The sequence below is a fragment of the Selenomonas ruminantium subsp. lactilytica TAM6421 genome, assembly GCF_000284095.1.
GTDB classification, from domain to species: domain Bacteria; phylum Bacillota; class Negativicutes; order Selenomonadales; family Selenomonadaceae; genus Selenomonas_A; species Selenomonas_A lactilytica.
This window is the reverse complement of sequence record NC_017068.1, coordinates 257,473-274,563: the sequence shown is the minus strand read 5'-3', so window position 1 is coordinate 274,563 and position 17,091 is coordinate 257,473. Positions and strand designations below refer to the sequence as shown.

Genomic DNA, 17,091 nt, shown 5'->3' with positions numbered 1-17,091 from the left:
CCCATTATCATAGCAGAATTGAGAGTCTTTGTCAACGCAAGACTTACCCCTGCCCCCTTATTATACAAGGGCTCACAATAAATTGTCAATCAATTCACTGAAAATAAGGACAATTATTAATCACAGCTATACATTCATTGTGTCTTTTATAGCCGTATGCTATACTTAATCTGCTGCTTTCCTCTATGCTTCGGCAGCAGGGGAGGTGTGGATATGTCGTTACTGAGCACGGTCGCAAAACGTGCAAGCCCCCCGAAGATGATAGTTTTCCAGGCCATTCATCTATCGGGGGGCTTTTTGTGTTTCTATGTCGTTAGTTCTTTGAATCTAGTTTTATTATAACGCTTCTATCTTACACTGTCAAAAATTTTTATTGCTTATTCTCTACTTTGTATGCCACCGCATACATCGTCGGCAATACCAGCAGCGTCAAGATTGTCGCTACCAAAAGTCCGCTGGAAATCGCCACGGCCATCGGCCCCCAGAAGGTGCTGGCCATCAGCGGGATCATGCCCAGGATGGCCGCCGCCGCCGTCAGCATGATGGGACGGAAGCGCAGGATGGACGAATCCACCACGGCGTCATAGGGACTCTCGCCCTCGGCGATATGCTTCTTGATCTGGTCGATGAGGATGACCGAGTTGCGGATGATCATGCCAAACAAGGCCAGAATCCCCAGCTCAGCCACAAAGCCCATGGCCGAACCCGTAAGCAGCATGCCCCACACCACACCGATCAGCCCTAAGGGCGCTGTCAGCAAGGTCAGCAGCATCTGCTTGGCGCTGTCCAGCTGGAACATCAACAGTGTCATGATCACAAAGATCATGGCCGGTATCGGCACCAACAGAAAACCAGAGGCATTGTTGCTGCTCTCCAGAGAACCGGCGACTTCGATCTTGCAGCCGAAGGGCAGGTTTTCCCGCAGTTCCTTGGTGGCCTCATAAGCCTTTTTCGTGGCATCGTTGGCCGTGCCTTCATGGACCTCAGCCTGTACTGTAATGGTAGGCAGCAGGTTGCGACGCTTGATCAGGCCATCTTCGGCCCCATAGGAGATCTTGGCGATCTGCTCCAGGGGCACATAGCCGGCACTGCCCAGATAAATGGGCAGGTTCTTAAGCTTGCCTAAGTCCTCCCGGTCAGCCACGGCCAGCCGCAGGGTGATATCGAGGGTGCGGTCCCCCGTATAGAACTGGGCGGCCTTAGCGCCGGTAACCTCGGTGTAAATCATCTGCTTGACCGCCTGGGCACTCAGCCCCAGGCTTTTGAGCTTATCCTGATCCAGCTCCAGCTTGACCACTTTGCTCTTCTCATTCCAATCCAGATGCACATTGTAATTATTGCTGTCGGCGGCCACAATCTCTTCCACCTTATGGGCGATTTCCTTGGTCTTTTCTGTATTGTAGCCCGTCACCCGCAGCATGACCGGATAATCCGCCGGCGGGCCCGTCTGCAGATATTGCAGCTTCGCCCGCACATCGGCAAAATCCTCATTGAAGGATTTTTTCAGTTCCTCCGCCAGCTTTTCCCGTGATTTGACGTCCTTGGCCACAATGACGAAGTTCGTGACATTATCCGTGCTGGTCTTGGGATCGACGGTCAAAACAAAGCGTGGCGCATAGCGGCCCACATAATAGGAGTAATTGTCCAGCAGATCTTCATGCTGCTGCAGGAAATTTGACATCCTGTCCGCCACTTCCTGGGAAGCCTCCATGGAGGCCCCTTCGGGCAGTTTCAGCTCCATCAGCACTTCCGGCCGCGTGGAGGTAGGGAAGAATTCCTGCCGGATATGGGGCATCATCACGAGGGAGAGGACAAAGAGAGCCACCGTCCCCAGCAGCACCGTCCGGCGGTGTGTCAAAAACAGCCGCAGCACCTTGCGGAACTCCACATAGAAACGGCTCTGATAGGGATTGAGTTCCCCCTGCTCGTCCACCTTTGGTTTCACCCTTATCATATAGGTGCCCAGCAGCGGTGCCACCATGACGGATACGATCCAGGACAGCACCAAAGCGATGCCAATGACCGGGAACAGGGCACTGCAGAACTCACTGGCCATGCCCTTGGAAAAGGCTACGGGGATAAAGCCCGCACAGGTGATCAAAGTGCCTGTCAGCATGGGTTTGGCCGTGGCCTTGAAGGCAAAGCAGGCCGCATCGAAGCGGCTGAGCCCCGCCTCCAGCTTCACACTCATCATCTCCACGGCGATGATGGCATCATCCACCAACAGCCCTAAGGCGATGATCAATGCCCCCAGGGACACCTTATGGAGGTCGATGCCCAGCACGTACATGCAGACAAAGACACCACAGAGCACCAGCGGGATGCAGCAGGCCACCACCATGCCCGTGCGCCAGCCCAGAGACATGAAGCTGACCGCCAATACGATCACGATGGCTTCCATCAATGTCTTGATGAACTCATTGATGGAGGAACGCACCACTTCCGACTGATTGGCCACCTGCCGGATTTCCAGCCCCGCAGGCAGTTCCCCCTGAATGGCCTTCACCTGTTTTTTGAGGTTTTCCCCCAGGTCGAGGATATTGCCGCCGTCCTCCATGGATACGGCGATGCCCACTGCCGGCTCGCCGTTGAAGAACATCTTGCTGTCAGCAGGACTGCCGGCCTTGCGGCTGACCTTGGCCACATCCCCCAGACGGAAATTGCGGCCACTTACGCTGATAGGCGTTTCCTCGATGGCCTTGACATCGGCAAACTGACCGGACAAGCGCAGGTAGACGTTGGAGGAATCCGTATCCACCATGGCCGCCGCCGTCATCTCATTCTGCGTCTTGAGGGCATTGGAGATCACCTGGGGACTGATGCCCAATTCCGAGAGCTTCATGGTATCCAGTTCCACATAGATCTTTTCCTTCTGCTCACCGATCAGCTCCACCTTCTGGACGCTGGGTACATTCAAGAGCATGCGCCGCGTCTTTTCGGCGTACTGCCGCAGTTCCTCATAGCTGTAGCCATCGCCGGTGACCGCATAGACCGTGCCGAACACATCGTCGAAACGGTCATTATAGTAAGGGCCATAGACGCCCTCAGGCAGATCCTTCTTGATGTCCTCACAGAAATTGCGCACATCGCGCCAGGTAGGGCGAATATCCGCCTTGTGCATCTCATCCTGCAGTTCCACATAGATAACCGTCTGCCCGGCCCGGTTCTCACTCTTGATGGCCTTCAGATGAGGCGTGTCCTGCAGGCGCTTTTCCAGTTTGTCCGTGACCTGTTCCTGCATTTCCTCCGCCGTAGCTCCCGGCCAGGCTGCCGATACCACCATCTGGCGGATGGTGAACTGGGGATCTTCCATGCGCCCCAACTGGAAATAGGACAGGATGCCGCCAATGGCAGTGATGACGATAAAATACCACACCAGGGTGCGGTTCTTCAGGGAGACTTCCGTAAGATTCCGCATCAATCCGCCTCCGTCCGCACACTCTGCCCCTCGTGGAGCTTATGCACACCGGCAGTGACCACAATGTCACCTGCGGCAAGGCCCGTTACCCGCACCTTGTCGTCGCCGAGATCTTCCACCGTCACAGCCTTGGCCGTCAGTGTATTGTCATCGCCGACCACCCATACCTGCGGCGTATCCCCATCCTGGAAAATAGCCGCCAGTGGCAGGATAACGCCATCTGCGCTATCGCCATCGGCTGTTCCCTTGATGGAAACGTTGGCCGTCATGCCCAGCTGCATGCCCTCCGGCGGTTCCGGAATGGCGACGCGGACTTTATAAGTTCGGGTGGCAGCATCGGCCATGGGGGAAATCTCCCGGATCGTGCCATCAGCCCTGCCTTTCAATGCCCAGAAATTCACCGATACCGGCATGCCCAGGGTCAGCTCGCTGACCTTGTTTTCCGGCACGGAAATCTCCACTTCCATTTCCCCGGTCTGCACCAGGGTCAGCACCGTCTGGCCGGCTGCCACGACCTGCCCTTCCTCGGCAGAAACAGCAGACACCACGCCATTGGCCCCGGCTGTCAGGTTGGTATAGCCCAGGGCATTATGTCCTTGCGTCTGCTGGGCCAAGGCACTGCGATAAGCGGCAAAAGCCGCATCATAATTGGTCTGATACTGATCCAATGTCGCCTTGGACACGGCATTTTCCTGATAGAGCTGGCTGTAGCGTTCCAGATTCTTCTCGGCTAAATCCAGCTGCGCACGGGCCGAAGCCACCTGGGCATCCCCCTGATTGGACTGCTGCTGCACGTCCCGGGCATCGATGACCATGAGCACATCCCCAGCCCGGACGCGGCTGCCTGCCTGCACATTGCGGGCCAGGATCTGTCCGCCCACCTGGAAGGACATATTCGTCTCATGACGCCCCATCACCGTGCCGGAGTAATCGCCGCTTTCCACATTCACCCCCGCACCAGCCTGCTGTGTCTTGACCAGTACGGGCTTTTCCTGCGCCTGTTCCTTGCTGCCGCAGCCGCCCACCAGCAAGGCGGCCGCCAGCATCAAGGCCGTAAAGACCTTAAAGTTTCTCACGCACTGCGCCTCCTGTCGGCAAATGCTTGGCCAGTTCCACGAGATCCGCATCGCAAGCCTTGTCCACCAATTTGTGGAAGCCGTTGAACAGTTCCTTGATCTCATCCTTGTCCATATCCGCCACCAGGTAATCCACCCAACCCTGAATCACGTTGCGCAGGAACTCATGCTGCTGGCGGCCGTAATCCGTCAGATAGATATGGCGGATGCGCCGGTCTCCCGTATCCGCTTCCCGGTAGATGAAGCCCTTGTCCACCAGCAGATTGATGGTGCGCGTCACCACCGCCTTATCCAGATAGAGCATGGCCGCCAGATCATCCTGCTTGGCCCCCTCATGGTCATAGATGCGGATCAGCATGATGTATTCCGAAAAAGTCAGGCCATACTTCTGGCAGGCCTCCACCACAAAGAGCTGCGAACGGCGGTGCAGGATGGAAAACCAGCGCCCCCAATTTACGTATTCATCCATCTCAAATTCCTCCCCGATTTATAAATAAGTAAGGTTATGTAAGTTGATTCCATCAAACAATTTTACCGCAAAACCCCGCCAAAGTCAATATTCAGCAGTTTTTCAGATAATTCTCACCAGCTGAAAAACACGCCTCCAGCCCCTTTCGCGATATGACCTTCAGTCCATGAACCGGAGCGTGTTTTCTATTTGAAAATCTCTTTGGCAAAAACGCATTATAAAGGTATAATGGAAAAGAAGTATACTTAAAGGAGGGACTCTTATGACCTGTCCTCGTGTCGGACATATCGACTTTTTAAACGTCCTGCCTCTTTCCTACAGCTACAACCATGGTGCCGCCCAAGGCCTTGCCATCACAAAAGGCGTGCCCGCTGTGCTCAATAACGACCTGATCAACGGGCGGCTGGATATGAGCAACTCCTCATCCATCGTCTACGCCCGCCACAGCGAAAAGCTGGTGATCCTCCCGGATGTCTGCATCAGCACCGACGGTGCCGTCCAGAGCATCCTGCTGATTTCCCGCAAGCCCATCGAAAGCCTCAAAGATGACAAGATCATCCTGACCGCCAAAAGCGCCACCTCCCACTGCCTGCTGAAGATCATCCTGCGCAGCTATGGCGCCATTCCCAATTACTACGTGCGCCACGTCACCCCGGAGCGCCCCATTCCCGATGATGCCACCGCCTCCCTGCTGATCGGCGATGATGCCCTCTGGTGCTACCATCATCAGGAAGAAGGCCTCTATTACTACGATCTGGGTAAAGAATGGCAGGAGCTCACCGGCAAGAAGATGGTCTATGCCCTCTGGGTGGTGAACAAGGATTTCGCCGAAAACTCCCCGGAAATGCTGCAGCTCATCTACGACCGGGTACACAAGTCTTTCCAGCGATATCCAGAAAACAAGGAGACGGTCATAAACTCCATCCTGAAGGATAAGCCCTTCACCTATGAGCAGCTCGACAGCTACCTCTATAACACCATAAAATGGGATTTGAGCGAAGAATATATCGAAGGCCTCAGGACCTTCTATCAGATGGCCCACAATATGAACCTGATCGAACATATCCCCGAACTGAATTTTGCCAAAGTGCGGCGTAATTGAACACAAAAAAGCAGGACTAAGGTCCTGCTTTTTAAATGAAATTTTTCCTTATTTTTAAGTGCTCTTTAATACCTCCTTGCTATAATACAAACTGTTCTCATTTTCATTTTATTTTCAGATTATCGAAGGAGGTCAAAAATGAGTACATTAAGTATGAACGGGAAAAATTTCCTTTCCACCGAAGAAGACCGCTGCAATAAGTATATGCTGTTCCTGCTGGTCTTCAATCTCGTCAATTTCGCTGCCGATGCCGCATTGGTTGTCCCGGATGCCTCACTGGATTTCCTGGTCATGCCCTTGTCCTTGGTGCAGATCGTATTCTCTCTTGCCTTGATTGTGCTGACCATTTACATCTATTACAAGAACAAGGTCTGGCACTTCATGCTTCGCCTCTTGCCCTGTTCATTGGTTTGCCTGATTCTGCTGGGCATTCTCCAGGCCGTAATCAGCCCCGCGGTGCTGGCACTTTGGGTAATTGGCTCCATCTATGTCAACCGCAAATACTTCAAACCCTTTGCCAATTATCAGAATTACATCTTCCGCTATTTCGTTTCCCTGATTCTGATGATTTTTGCCGGGGTTATCATGTTCTATACTGCTCTCAATGGAACTTCCGATAGTGCCATGTCCTTAACACTGTTCATTGGCCTGATTGAGGGCTTAGCTATTATAGCACTGTTCTGGCAGCTGATGTCCAAGGAAATTGCCAATGGCAAAACCTTCTATGAAACCCTGCGCATCCTGGCTCTGCTCCCGGTTGCCTTTGCCTTCCTGCTGACAGGTCTGCTGACCATCGTCCCCGTAAGATTCTTCGCCGCAGAACACCTCTTCGGCGAAGAAGGACATGACTATCTGGCTATGCCAGAAGCAAATACCACCGCATAATATTGTGGTCAATAAAAGTGCCTGCAAGAAAACAAACAACGTTTTCTCGCAGGCACTTTTCTATGTATGGATATTATTGAAGGGACAATCCCGTTTTCAACCACCGATTACATTTGTTTACTTCACATATCCCATCAGCCCCGGCAACCAGAGTGACAGTTCCGGAATATAGGTTACCAGCAGAAGCGCGATAACCAAGGCGGCAAAGAAGGGCAGCAGCCACCGGACAACGGACTCCAGTTCCACGCCGCCAACCTTCACACCGACAAACAGTGTCGTGCCCACCGGCGGAGTAATGGTACCGATGCACAGATTGAAAATCATGAAAATGCCGAAATGAATGGGGTTGATTCCCAGCGCCATGCACACCGGCAGGAAAATCGGGGTAAAGATCAGGCAAGCCGGTGTCATATCCATAAAGGTTCCTACCACCAGCAGGATGATGTTAATGAAAAGCAGGATCAGGATACGGCTGTCGGTCAGTCCCAGCAATCCTGCCGAAACAGCCTCAGGAATATTCGTGAAGGCCATTACCCAGGACATGATGCTGGAAGTACCAATCAAAAAGATGATAATACCGGTCATCTCCGCACTTTCCTCAAAGATGCGGGGTAGATCCTGTAAACTGATAGAATGATAGCAGAACATGGACAGGAGCAGGCTATACACCACAGCCACTACGGAACCTTCGGTGGCCGTAAAGACACCAGAAATGATGCCGCCAATAACCACCACCAATAACAACAGGCAGGGAATTGCATCGGCCATCACTTTCCATGCTTCCTTGGAGGCAAACACATGCTCGGCCCGATAGCCGTGTTGACGAGCCAGGATATAGGCCACACTCATGCAGGCCAATCCCCAGAGCAGCCCTGGGATATACCCAGCCATGAAAAGAGCCGCCACTGAAGTACCACCGCTGACCAGCGAATAGGTAATCATCACATTGCTGGGTGGAATCAACAGCCCCGAAGGCGCCGACGAGATGTTGGTCGCTGCCGAAAAACTCGGTTCATAGCCCTCATCCTTCTCAATCGGGGCAATCATCGAACCCATAGCCGAAGCCGCCGCCGTTCCCGAACCGGATATGGAACCGAACATCATATTCGCCACCACATTGGTCTGAGCCAGCGCTCCCGGCGTCTGCCCCGTAAACAGTTTGGCCAGATTGATCAAGCGAACCGCGATGCCGCCCCGGTTCATGATATTGCCCGCCAGGATGAAGAACGGAATGGCGAGCAAGGAAAAAATCGAAATCCCGGAAAATATCCGCTGTGCTCCGGTCAGTACCGCTGCATCAAAGTTCAAGACCGGCAGGATGGCTAGAATGGATGCGATGGCCAGTGCCATCGCAATTGGCATCCCCACTACCAGCAGCACCACCAATGCCAACAGAATAATGATCCCGGAAAGAATTGCCACACTCATACATACGCCTCATTTCTGCACAAGATTATCTGCTGCCCTGCATATTCTCTTTCCATAGGTCCATGATATTGCAAACACCATAAATACTGATCAACATCCCTGTCAGGGGTACAACGGCATAAACAGCTCCCATGGGTATGCCCAGCGATGCTGTTTTCTGCGACATCGTGAGTTCCATGATAGTCAACCCGCCATAGAGCAATACCACCAGCGCTACGGCCACGACCATGATTTCAATGCATATTTCCAGCCATTTCCGCTCCTGTCCCTGGAGACGGTCTGCAAATACCGAAACCCGCAAATGTTCCCGCTTGCCAAAGACCAGCGCCGATACCAGCAAAGCCATCCAAGCAAACGTATAAGTCAGCAGTTCTTCCGATACCGTACTCGGACTATTGAACAGATAACGGGTAACGATCTGATAAGTCCCAATACAGACAATCGCCGCAAACATAGCACTGCATATCACGGACAAGCTCTTATCCAACACACTGCGTATCTTCTTTATGCCATTCATTCTTTCGCCCCCGTATCCCTTGCATTGATTGTTTGAATATGCTCGTAAATGTCTCGGATATTCGGATTCTTAGCCAGCATCTCCTTATGCAGTTCCAGGACCTGCGCGCGGAACGGTGTCATATCCACATTGACAAAGGTCACGCCCATTTCCTCCTGCGCTATCTTTTTGGCGTTCTCCACCTCTTTATCCCAGGCTTCCAATTCCACATCCGTAGACAATCTGGCTGCCTCGGCAAATACCTCCTGTTCTTCCGGACTCAACGACTGCAGAAAACGCAGATTAGCCATAAGCACATCCGGTATCATCTGATGATTCGTATAGCTGTAATACTTCGCGACCTCGCCATGTTTATTATTGGTGATGGCCAGTTCGTTGTTCTCAGCCCCATCGATAACCCCCTGCTGGATTGCGGTGTAAACTTCACCAAAGGACATCGGGGTTGCTGCCGCGCCGAAGGCATTGACCATCGCAATGCTGGCCGGAGACTGCTGCACGCGCAGTTTCATGCCCTGCATATCCTCAGGCTTTTCGATTTTCTCCTTCGCATAGAAACTGCGAATGCCTGCATTATACCAGGTCATCACGCGAAAACCAGCCTCATCCGTGGATGTATATATCTTCTTCATATACGCCTCATCCCGCATCGTATCAAAATAAGCTTTTTGCGAGGCAAACAGATAGGGCATACTGAACACTTCATAGACACTGGCAATGGTTTCCACATTTGGACAGCCCACTACGATGAAATCAATCGCACCGGTCTGCGTCAGCTCAATGGCTTTTTTCTGTCCCCCTAGCAGCTCATTGGGAAAAATCTGCACTTCAAACTTATCGCCCAGCTTTTCCTCCACGTGCTTCTTGAAGGCCAACAAGCCGATATGCTCCGGATGTTTCTCTGACTGCGAATGAGCAATCCTAACAATCCGCTTACCATTCCCAATGGTATTACCAGCCGGAATAATCAGAAAACAAATAAGCCCCACAAGCAGCAATAAACTCAGCTTACTTTTCCACCCCATGCTTGAACCACACCTTTCTGTACTTTAAGCTGATTTGTAATTACTATCTATTATTTTATTCTGCTTTATTTCTAATGTAAATGTATTTATAATATCTATGCTTGTGTTTATAGTTTTATTGCCTTAAGTTTTCCTCAATGTTCTTGTGTTTATAATAGTTACTGTGATTATAAATACAACTTTCTATAAGCAAAAGGCGCTGTGTTCATGTTTTTCATGACACAGCGCCTTGTCTGTTATGGAATCTTTAGGGGAAAAATGAACTTAGGAGAATTTTCTTAGAGCACGCCACAACTGGAAGCTACCAGATAGGCGATGAGGCCGCCGCAGAGCGGAGCCACTACGGGGATCCAGGCATAGCCCCAGTCGGAGCTGCCTTTGCCGGCGATCGGCAGGATGGCATGAGCAATGCGCGGGCCAAGGTCACGGGCGGGGTTCATGGCATAACCCGTGGGGCCGCCCAGGGAAAGGCCAAGCGCTAGGATCAGGATACCAACGATGTAGGGGCCATAGCCCGGAACAAGAGCACCAACCGGTTTGGAGAAGATCATCCAGATGACGAACATCAGGAAGAAGGTAGCAATCGTTTCGCAGATGAAGTTGGCTGCCGGATTGCGGATAGCCGGGCCGGTAGCGAAAACACCGAGCTTGGCTGCCGGATCTTCCGTTTCAGCCCAATGGGGCAGATAAGCCAGCCATACGATAGCAGCACCAACGATACCACCGAGCAGCTGCACGATGGAAGTCATCAGGAACTGGTTGAAAGTATAGATGCCAGCCATCATCTTGGCCAGCGTAACAGCGGGGTTCAGGTCACCCTGCGGCGCACCAAGCGTCGTCGCGGTGAATACCCCCAGCGTAACGGCAAATGCCCAGCCGAAGGCTACGCAGATCCACCCGCCGCCCTGGCCTTTGGATTTGGTCAGTGTCATGTTCGCACAAACGCCGCAACCAAAAACCAGCAGCACCATTGTGCCCATGAACTCACCCAACAAGTTTTCCGTACCTGTTACCATGATAATCCCTCTTTCTTATAATGAATTATAGTATCAATCTTCTTCATCCAGCCAATGCATGGAATGTTTGACGGCTTTGCGCCAGCCCTTGTAGAGGCGATCTGCTTCCGTCTTTTCCATCTGAGATTCGAAGCGGGAATCCAGCTTCCAACTGCTCTTGAGTTCTTCCTTGTTGTCCCATACGCCTACAGCCAGGCCAGCCAAGTAAGCCGCGCCCAGAGCCGTGGTTTCCGTGATCTGCGGACGATCAACGGGCACGCCCAGCAGGTCGGACTGGAACTGCATGAGCAGGTTGTTGGCTACAGCGCCGCCGTCCACCTTGAGGGCGGAGAGCTTTTCGCCGGAGTCAGCCTCCATGGCTTCCAGCACATCACGGGTCTGATAGGCCAGCGATTCCAAGGTAGCACGTACGATATGTGCCTTAGTGGTGCCACGGGTAATGCCGATGATGGTGCCGCGGGCATTCATATCCCAGTACGGAGCGCCGAGGCCTACGAAAGCCGGTACCACATAGACGCCGCCGTTGTCCTTGACCTTCTTGGACACCCATTCAGAGTCCGGAGCGGAATCCACCATGCGCACGCCATCGCGGAGCCACTGGATAGCAGAGCCGGCCACGAAGATGGAACCTTCCAGCGCGTATTCCACTTTGCCGTCGAGGCCCCAGGCGATGGTGGTTACAAGGCCGTTCTTGGATTTATGGATTTCCGTACCGGTGTTCATGAGCATGAAGCAGCCAGTGCCGTAGGTGTTCTTAGCCATACCCGGCTCGAAGCAGTTCTGGCCGAAGAGGGCAGCCTGCTGGTCGCCGGCAGCGCCGGATACCGGAATCGGTGCGCCCAGGATGGACGGAATGGTTTCGCCATATACGCAGGAAGAGGGTTTTACTTCCGGCAGCATGCACTTGGGCACATCGAGGTAACCCAGCAGAGCGTCATCCCATTTGAGCTCGTTGATGTTGTAGAGCATGGTGCGGCTTGCGTTGGAGTAGTCGGTCACATGAGCCTTGCCGCCCGTGAGCTTCCAGATCAGCCAGGTATCGATGGTACCGAAGAGCAGATCGCCCTTTTCGGCTTTTTCCCGGGCACCTTCTACCTTATCGAGAATCCATTTGATTTTCGTAGCGGAGAAATAAGCGTCAATCAGAAGACCAGTCTTGTCCTTGACCTCATCCACAAGGCCTTTTTTCTTGAGATCTTCCGCAATGGGAGCCGTCTGGCGGGACTGCCAAACGATAGCGTTGTACACAGGACGTCCCGTGTTCTTATCCCAGACAACCGTCGTTTCGCGCTGGTTGGTGATACCGATAGCCGCGATATCGCTGGCTACGAGACCGGACTGCTCCAGAGCTTCCTTCATGACCGTGGTCATGGAGCTCCAGATTTCGTCTGCATCGTGCTCAACCCAGCCCGGTTCCGGGAAATACTGGGTGAATTCCTTCTGGGAAACGCCGACGATCTTCGAGTTCTTGTCGAAAATAATCGCGCGATTGCTCGTCGTACCTGCATCCAAAGCCATTACATAATTCTTTGCCATTGTGAAACCCCTCTACTTTCTTGTGGAGTCAATCAAGACTCTGATTAAGATTAAGAAAATCCATGATAACCTTCAATAGTCTCCGACAATCTTCTGGGCCAGATCCAGGATCTTGACCGCATCAATGCCGGCATAGAGATCCTTGGGAATAACCGCTGACTTGACGTTAGGATACTTGACCTGCAGCTCCGCCAGTTCAAATGCGGACTGAGGCGCCAGCAGCATGACATCCGCAAACTGGGAAGCCTCCTTGACTTCCTGAATGGGATAGAATGTCACCGAGCAGGGATACCCCAGCCTTGCTGCCTCGTGCTCCATGCGGCGCACCAGCATATTGGTGGACACACCAGCAGAACAGATCAATACAATTCTCCGAATCATTGAAAATCCTCCCTCCTATTTACCATAAGCCTTAGCTAATATCTCAACGGGATGGCAGGTCTTGGCCTGCGTCCCATGTTGGATCTGTAAACGGCAGGTGCCGCAGTCGCAGATGACTTCGTCACTCTGTGATTCCTTGATACGATTAAAGAGCTTCTCGCCAATCTTCATGGAGATCTCGTATTTATCCCCCTTGAAGCCGTAGTTGCCGCTCATGCCACAGCAGCCCGCATCGGCCTGTTCCACGGTGACACCGGGAACCTGGGCCAGAATCCTGGCTGCCGGAACACCGAAGCCCTGACTCTTGAGGTGACAGGGAACGTGATACATCAGCTTTTCCCCTACCTGCCCGAAGCTGGTATTGAGCTCACCTTTATCGGCGAGTATCTCCAGGAATTCAAAGGCATCATAGACATTCTCACCGGCCTCGTGCATCTTCTCTTCGTTGAAGAGCTCATGATATTCCTGCTTGAGCATCAGGGAGCAGGACGTGCAGCAGGCGATTACGGGAATGCCCTGTTGCTTCCATGCCAGAATGCGGCTCACATTGTTATCGGCATGTTCATGGGCCTCAGTGAGATACCCCGTCACCACCATAGGCGAACCGCAGCAGTTGAACTTCTCATCCACGAGAACTTCATAGCCGTTGGCGTTCATGACCTTGACGAAGGCCACGCCAACCTGCGGCTCATTCTGATTGATGAAGCAGCCCGGGAAGAACACCACCTTCTTCTGGCTGGAAGGCTGTTTGATTCCCTTGAACAGCTGCATAAAGCTCTCGGAGGCATATGCCGGCATATTGCGTTCTCCTGCCATCCCCATGGCAGCGAACATCCCCAAAGACTTGCCGATCTTCATGCCCAGGTTGGCAAAGGTTGCCCCCAAGGGCAGCATGCGCACCATTTTGGCCATGCGCTCCCCATGGGCCAGCATGTCGTCCCGCTGGGAATGCTCATGGGTTTCGTAATACTTGGCCCGCTGCAGCATATTCAGCGTGGACACCGCCACCCCCGAGGGGCAGGCCCGGTCACAGCTCTTGCAGTTGGAGCAGAAATCCAGGCTGTCTTCAAAATCCTCCTGGGAAAAATGCATGCGGCTATGGGCCGGGCCCACCAGCTTCGGTCCCCGATAGCTCTTTTCCGCCTCCATCACGGGGCAGCTGGACATGCAGGAAGTACAGGACAGGCAATGGTCGGCAGTCGCTAGTGCCGTTTCCATTTCTTCAATTTTCTTACTGATATCACTCATCGCCAAAGTCTCTCCTTCCTCACATCAATGCGGCTTTGTAAGCCGAAGCCAATGCCACACCGTTGCCGGAATGTTCAAAGCAGAAATCATAACCGCCCAGGTTGCTGCCTATGACGTATACATTTTCATAAACCAGCTGATTTTTCTCATCCACCGGCCGCAGGTCATTATCCGTGCGCACGCCGGTCTTGGCAAAGCCCTGGGGCTTGTCCGAGAAGAGCTGCTCATTGCTCCAGTTTTCCTCGCCGGACTCGATATAGACCGGCAGGTCGAAGATCATTTCCCGGGGCTGTTCAAACTCCCGCACCGTGATGCCGCCGCTGTAGAGGCCGCCGGTGGCGAGAATGAACTTGTCCGCATAGTAGGTCTTTTCCCGCACAGAGGCCCTGGCCACCACGCCGGTGCACTTCTTGCCATCGGTAACCGCCCGCAGGACCTTGGTATCTTCCACGATTTCCACGCCCATATCCCGCAAAGCCCGTTTCAGCATGGCCTGCAGCCGCAAGCCATTGACGGAAGGCGGCAGGCAGGTGGTTTCGAGGACCTCTGCCCCCAGCTTTTCATGGAGGTAAGCCGCACAAGCCTGTCCCTTAGTGCCCAGGACCTGTGGCAGCAGGAACACCGTGCTGTCGGCCTGAACGTAGGGCTTCAGCTGTTCCACCAGGGAATCACGCCCCGCCTGAGTATCCAGCCAGCGGGCCACATCGATAGTCGTAATATCGCGGCCGCCCAGCAGCGGCGTATTCACTTCCACGATGGGGAACTTTGTCTGTCCCTTAAGGGACTGCTGCAGATTGTCCTGCAGGATATTGCCATAGAAATCCTTGAGCCCCTTGATGCCTACGATTACGATATGTTCCTCCCCGTGGAGGCTCGTGCCGTCCAGACAGTGGGGAGCCAGGCAGGTGGGCTTCATGGTGCCCACCGCCGTGGGCACATGCAGCTGATGGTCTAAAGAACCTCTGTAGGGAAAACCGTAATCCTTCGTGAAGTCCAGGAAGTAGTTCACGGCTTTTTCCACCGTTTCCAGACCGATCTTGCTGTAAGGATGTTCCGCCGGCAGATTTGCCAAAGCCTGCCGCGGGCACTCCACATAGTTGTGTTGTTCGTCATAGCCCAATACGTCAATGACACCGCTATTCAAGGAAAGGGAACCCGAACCACAGGTGAGCAGGGTTACTTTTTTTCGCTGATTGGCACTGACCAGAGCCGCCATAAGGCCGGCAAAGCCGCTGCCAATTACCAGGGTATCCGCATGTTTCATTCCGTTTTGCCTCCATTCACATGAAAGGACAACTCATATAGAGCCCGTGTCATTTCCGTTTCCCGCAGAGTCCTGCCCACGAGCACCGGACGGATGCCCTTCCAGCGGCCCTGCAGGAATTCCTTCATGCGGGTAAGTGTTTCTGCCGCTCTTTTCTGCTTGCCATATTGCGCAAACAGGCCAGCCGAGCGCAGGGCACAGAAATTGCCCTGGCAGGTGCCCATACCCACGCGGGTACGGCGGCGGATATCGTTGATCTGATAGCAGGAATCCTCCTGCGCAATCTCTTCAAATTCGGCCAGGGTGACGTTTTCGCACTCGCAGACCAGTTCCCGCTTCTCCGGCTCGGCTTCCAGCCGCTTGACCACGCGCTCAAAGCGCTCCGGTCCCAAACGGGTTGCCGCCAGATTCGTGCCATAGGCCGGGAAATACTTGCGGGCCGCCTTCTTGGCCTCCTCGCTGACTTCCGGCACCAGCGGTTCCTCCGCCGTACGGCATCGTTCCGTATTGCCCAGTTTCGCACAGACCTTGTCCGCCATCTTCTCGGCCATCAGGCGGTAAGTCGTGAACTTGCCGCCCACGATGGTGAACAAGCCCTTGAGACCGTCCTCTTCGTGATCCACGATGGCAAAGCCGCGGGATGCGCCGCGCCCCTTGACACCTCCGGGGGGGATGTAGAGCGGCCGGGAACCGGCGAAAGCCCGGAGCATGCGGCAGTCACGCAGATGCTCGAAGGTCTTCTCCCCGATGGAGAGCAGGTTCTCTACTTCCTCACGGGAAGTGCTGGTGTCCTCAGGATCCGGGATGCTCATGGAGCTGGTTCCCAGGATCGTGATAGAGCCATGGGGCACGAAGATATCACCATCGGAGGATTTATGCAGGCGGTTCACCACATGGCTGGTCAGCCGCTGGTTGAAGGCTAAGAGCGTTCCCTTGTCCGGCTGTACCCCGACTTCCAGGCCAGCCAGTGCGGCGACCTTGCCGGCCCAGCCGCCGGCAGCGTTGATGGCGATCTCACACTCGATGAGTTCTTCTTCACCGGTAATGGTATTTCGTACTTTCACACCTTTGAGCTCGCCATTGGCCTGTTCAATCCCGATGACTTCGCGGTAAGTCAGGCTGCGGCCGCCATAGCGTTTGGCGGACTCCACATTCTGCCAGCTCATGCGGAAACCGTCGATGGCAGCATCCGGCACCAGATAAGCCGACTCCACATTCTTCGAGAGCAGCGGCTCTAACCGGAAGGCCTCTTCCCGGGTAATGGGCGTGGCTTCGATTCCACTCTCCGCACAGCCTTTCACCCAGGCTTCCTCATAGGCAGGATCGTCGATATTGAGTCGGACGAACATACCTCCGGTCGTCTCCACACAGGATTTGCCGATCTTGCGCAAGATCTGATTCTCGATGATGCACTCCTTAGCTGCCTCCTGATCCTTTACCGCATAGCGGCCACCGCTGTGCAGGAGTCCATGATAGCGGGAACTGGCGCCATTCACCAGGTCGCATTTTTCCACCAGCAGCGTGTTCACACCGCGCATGGAAAGATCCCGCAGGATACCCACACCAGTGGCCCCGCCGCCTATCACAACGACCGTTGCTTTTTCCATCGTACGCTCATCCTCTCCGGAATAATACACTTATTATTATGATTAAAAATTTAACGATAATTCAGGGAATAAATAATCTTCAATCGCAAAAGTACATAAGTACAACGAGCAGACACACCATG

Annotated in this window: 14 protein-coding genes; 2 read left to right on the top strand and 12 right to left on the bottom strand. The window is 53.6% G+C overall.

Annotated features, from left to right (window positions below; translation table 11 throughout):
- Nucleotides 1-370: 370 nt before the first annotated feature.
- The 3 genes from SELR_RS01280 to SELR_RS01270 are packed head-to-tail and all read right to left on the bottom strand — an operon-like array spanning nucleotide 371 to nucleotide 4,963.
- The gene (locus SELR_RS01280) at nucleotides 371-3,418 is read right to left on the bottom strand and encodes an efflux RND transporter permease subunit (protein WP_014423387.1); all 3,048 of its coding nucleotides are present in this window, start codon (nucleotides 3,416-3,418) and stop codon (nucleotides 371-373) included.
- Complete coding sequence (locus SELR_RS01275) at nucleotides 3,418-4,494, bottom strand: efflux RND transporter periplasmic adaptor subunit (RefSeq protein WP_014423386.1); 1,077 nt, start codon at nucleotides 4,492-4,494, stop codon at nucleotides 3,418-3,420. Before SELR_RS01275 ends, SELR_RS01280 begins: the two co-directional genes overlap by 1 nt.
- Nucleotides 4,481-4,963, bottom strand: a complete 483-nt coding sequence (locus tag SELR_RS01270; RefSeq protein WP_014423385.1) for a MarR family winged helix-turn-helix transcriptional regulator — start codon at nucleotides 4,961-4,963, stop codon at nucleotides 4,481-4,483. Before SELR_RS01270 ends, SELR_RS01275 begins: the two co-directional genes overlap by 14 nt.
- Nucleotides 4,964-5,225: 262 nt before the next feature.
- Here SELR_RS01270 and SELR_RS01265 point away from each other — a divergent pair, with 262 nt between their 5' ends.
- Together SELR_RS01265 and SELR_RS01260 are read left to right on the top strand one after the other, a co-directional pair.
- A complete protein-coding gene (locus SELR_RS01265) occupies nucleotides 5,226-6,065 on the top strand; it encodes a menaquinone biosynthetic enzyme MqnA/MqnD family protein (protein WP_014423384.1) in 840 nt (279 codons plus the stop codon).
- Between the two features lie 138 nt (nucleotides 6,066-6,203).
- Complete coding sequence (locus SELR_RS01260) at nucleotides 6,204-6,950, top strand: hypothetical protein (protein ID WP_014423383.1); 747 nt, start codon at nucleotides 6,204-6,206, stop codon at nucleotides 6,948-6,950.
- Between the two features lie 117 nt (nucleotides 6,951-7,067).
- Here the strand turns inward: SELR_RS01260 and SELR_RS01255 are convergent, their stop codons facing one another.
- The 9 genes from SELR_RS01255 to glpA form a co-directional block, all read right to left on the bottom strand.
- A complete protein-coding gene (locus SELR_RS01255) occupies nucleotides 7,068-8,378 on the bottom strand; it encodes a TRAP transporter large permease (RefSeq protein WP_014423382.1) in 1,311 nt (436 codons plus the stop codon).
- Nucleotides 8,379-8,403: 25 nt separating this feature from the next.
- Nucleotides 8,404-8,895 (bottom strand): TRAP transporter small permease, encoded by a 492-nt coding sequence (locus SELR_RS01250; protein WP_014423381.1) that lies wholly within the window; start codon nucleotides 8,893-8,895, stop codon nucleotides 8,404-8,406.
- Complete coding sequence (locus SELR_RS01245; RefSeq protein WP_014423380.1) at nucleotides 8,892-9,917, bottom strand: TRAP transporter substrate-binding protein; 1,026 nt, start codon at nucleotides 9,915-9,917, stop codon at nucleotides 8,892-8,894. The genes SELR_RS01250 and SELR_RS01245 overlap by 4 nt, the downstream gene beginning before the upstream one ends.
- A 278-nt stretch (nucleotides 9,918-10,195) precedes the next feature.
- Nucleotides 10,196-10,933 carry an MIP/aquaporin family protein gene (locus SELR_RS01240; protein ID WP_014423379.1) on the bottom strand — a complete coding sequence of 246 codons (738 nt, stop codon included), beginning with the start codon at nucleotides 10,931-10,933 and terminating at the stop codon, nucleotides 10,196-10,198.
- A gap of 33 nt (nucleotides 10,934-10,966) precedes the next feature.
- Nucleotides 10,967-12,469 carry a glycerol kinase GlpK gene (glpK, locus tag SELR_RS01235; RefSeq protein WP_014423378.1) on the bottom strand — a complete coding sequence of 501 codons (1,503 nt, stop codon included), beginning with the start codon at nucleotides 12,467-12,469 and terminating at the stop codon, nucleotides 10,967-10,969.
- Nucleotides 12,470-12,541: 72 nt separating this feature from the next.
- A complete protein-coding gene (locus SELR_RS01230) occupies nucleotides 12,542-12,850 on the bottom strand; it encodes a PTS sugar transporter subunit IIB (protein ID WP_014423377.1) in 309 nt (102 codons plus the stop codon).
- 15 nt (nucleotides 12,851-12,865) lie between these two features.
- Nucleotides 12,866-14,098, bottom strand: coding sequence for an anaerobic glycerol-3-phosphate dehydrogenase subunit C (locus SELR_RS01225; protein ID WP_014423376.1), 1,233 nt, complete (start codon nucleotides 14,096-14,098; stop codon nucleotides 12,866-12,868).
- Between the two features lie 19 nt (nucleotides 14,099-14,117).
- Complete coding sequence (glpB, locus tag SELR_RS01220) at nucleotides 14,118-15,362, bottom strand: anaerobic glycerol-3-phosphate dehydrogenase subunit GlpB (RefSeq protein WP_014423375.1); 1,245 nt, start codon at nucleotides 15,360-15,362, stop codon at nucleotides 14,118-14,120.
- The gene (gene glpA / locus SELR_RS01215) at nucleotides 15,359-16,969 is read right to left on the bottom strand and encodes an anaerobic glycerol-3-phosphate dehydrogenase subunit GlpA (RefSeq protein ID WP_014423374.1); all 1,611 of its coding nucleotides are present in this window, start codon (nucleotides 16,967-16,969) and stop codon (nucleotides 15,359-15,361) included. Before glpA ends, glpB begins: the two co-directional genes overlap by 4 nt.
- Between the last annotated feature and the right edge of the window lie 122 nt (nucleotides 16,970-17,091).

Bases quoted from the DNA above. Each gene is read 5' to 3' on its own strand.
- SELR_RS01280 (WP_014423387.1), bottom strand. From the start codon at position 3,418: ATGCGGAATCTTACGGAAGTCTCCCTGAAGAACCGCACCCTGGTGTGG.
- SELR_RS01265 (WP_014423384.1), top strand. From the start codon at position 5,226: ATGACCTGTCCTCGTGTCGGACATATCGACTTTTTAAACGTCCTGCCT.
- glpB (WP_014423375.1), bottom strand. From the start codon at position 15,362: ATGAAACATGCGGATACCCTGGTAATTGGCAGCGGCTTTGCCGGCCTT.
- SELR_RS01230 (WP_014423377.1), bottom strand. From the start codon at position 12,850: ATGATTCGGAGAATTGTATTGATCTGTTCTGCTGGTGTGTCCACCAAT.
- SELR_RS01255 (WP_014423382.1), bottom strand. From the start codon at position 8,378: ATGAGTGTGGCAATTCTTTCCGGGATCATTATTCTGTTGGCATTGGTG.
- glpA (WP_014423374.1), bottom strand. From the start codon at position 16,969: ATGGAAAAAGCAACGGTCGTTGTGATAGGCGGCGGGGCCACTGGTGTG.
- glpK (WP_014423378.1), bottom strand. From the start codon at position 12,469: ATGGCAAAGAATTATGTAATGGCTTTGGATGCAGGTACGACGAGCAAT.
- SELR_RS01245 (WP_014423380.1), bottom strand. From the start codon at position 9,917: ATGGGGTGGAAAAGTAAGCTGAGTTTATTGCTGCTTGTGGGGCTTATT.
- SELR_RS01225 (WP_014423376.1), bottom strand. From the start codon at position 14,098: ATGAGTGATATCAGTAAGAAAATTGAAGAAATGGAAACGGCACTAGCG.
- SELR_RS01240 (WP_014423379.1), bottom strand. From the start codon at position 10,933: ATGGTAACAGGTACGGAAAACTTGTTGGGTGAGTTCATGGGCACAATG.
- SELR_RS01250 (WP_014423381.1), bottom strand. From the start codon at position 8,895: ATGAATGGCATAAAGAAGATACGCAGTGTGTTGGATAAGAGCTTGTCC.
- SELR_RS01270 (WP_014423385.1), bottom strand. From the start codon at position 4,963: ATGGATGAATACGTAAATTGGGGGCGCTGGTTTTCCATCCTGCACCGC.
- SELR_RS01260 (WP_014423383.1), top strand. From the start codon at position 6,204: ATGAGTACATTAAGTATGAACGGGAAAAATTTCCTTTCCACCGAAGAA.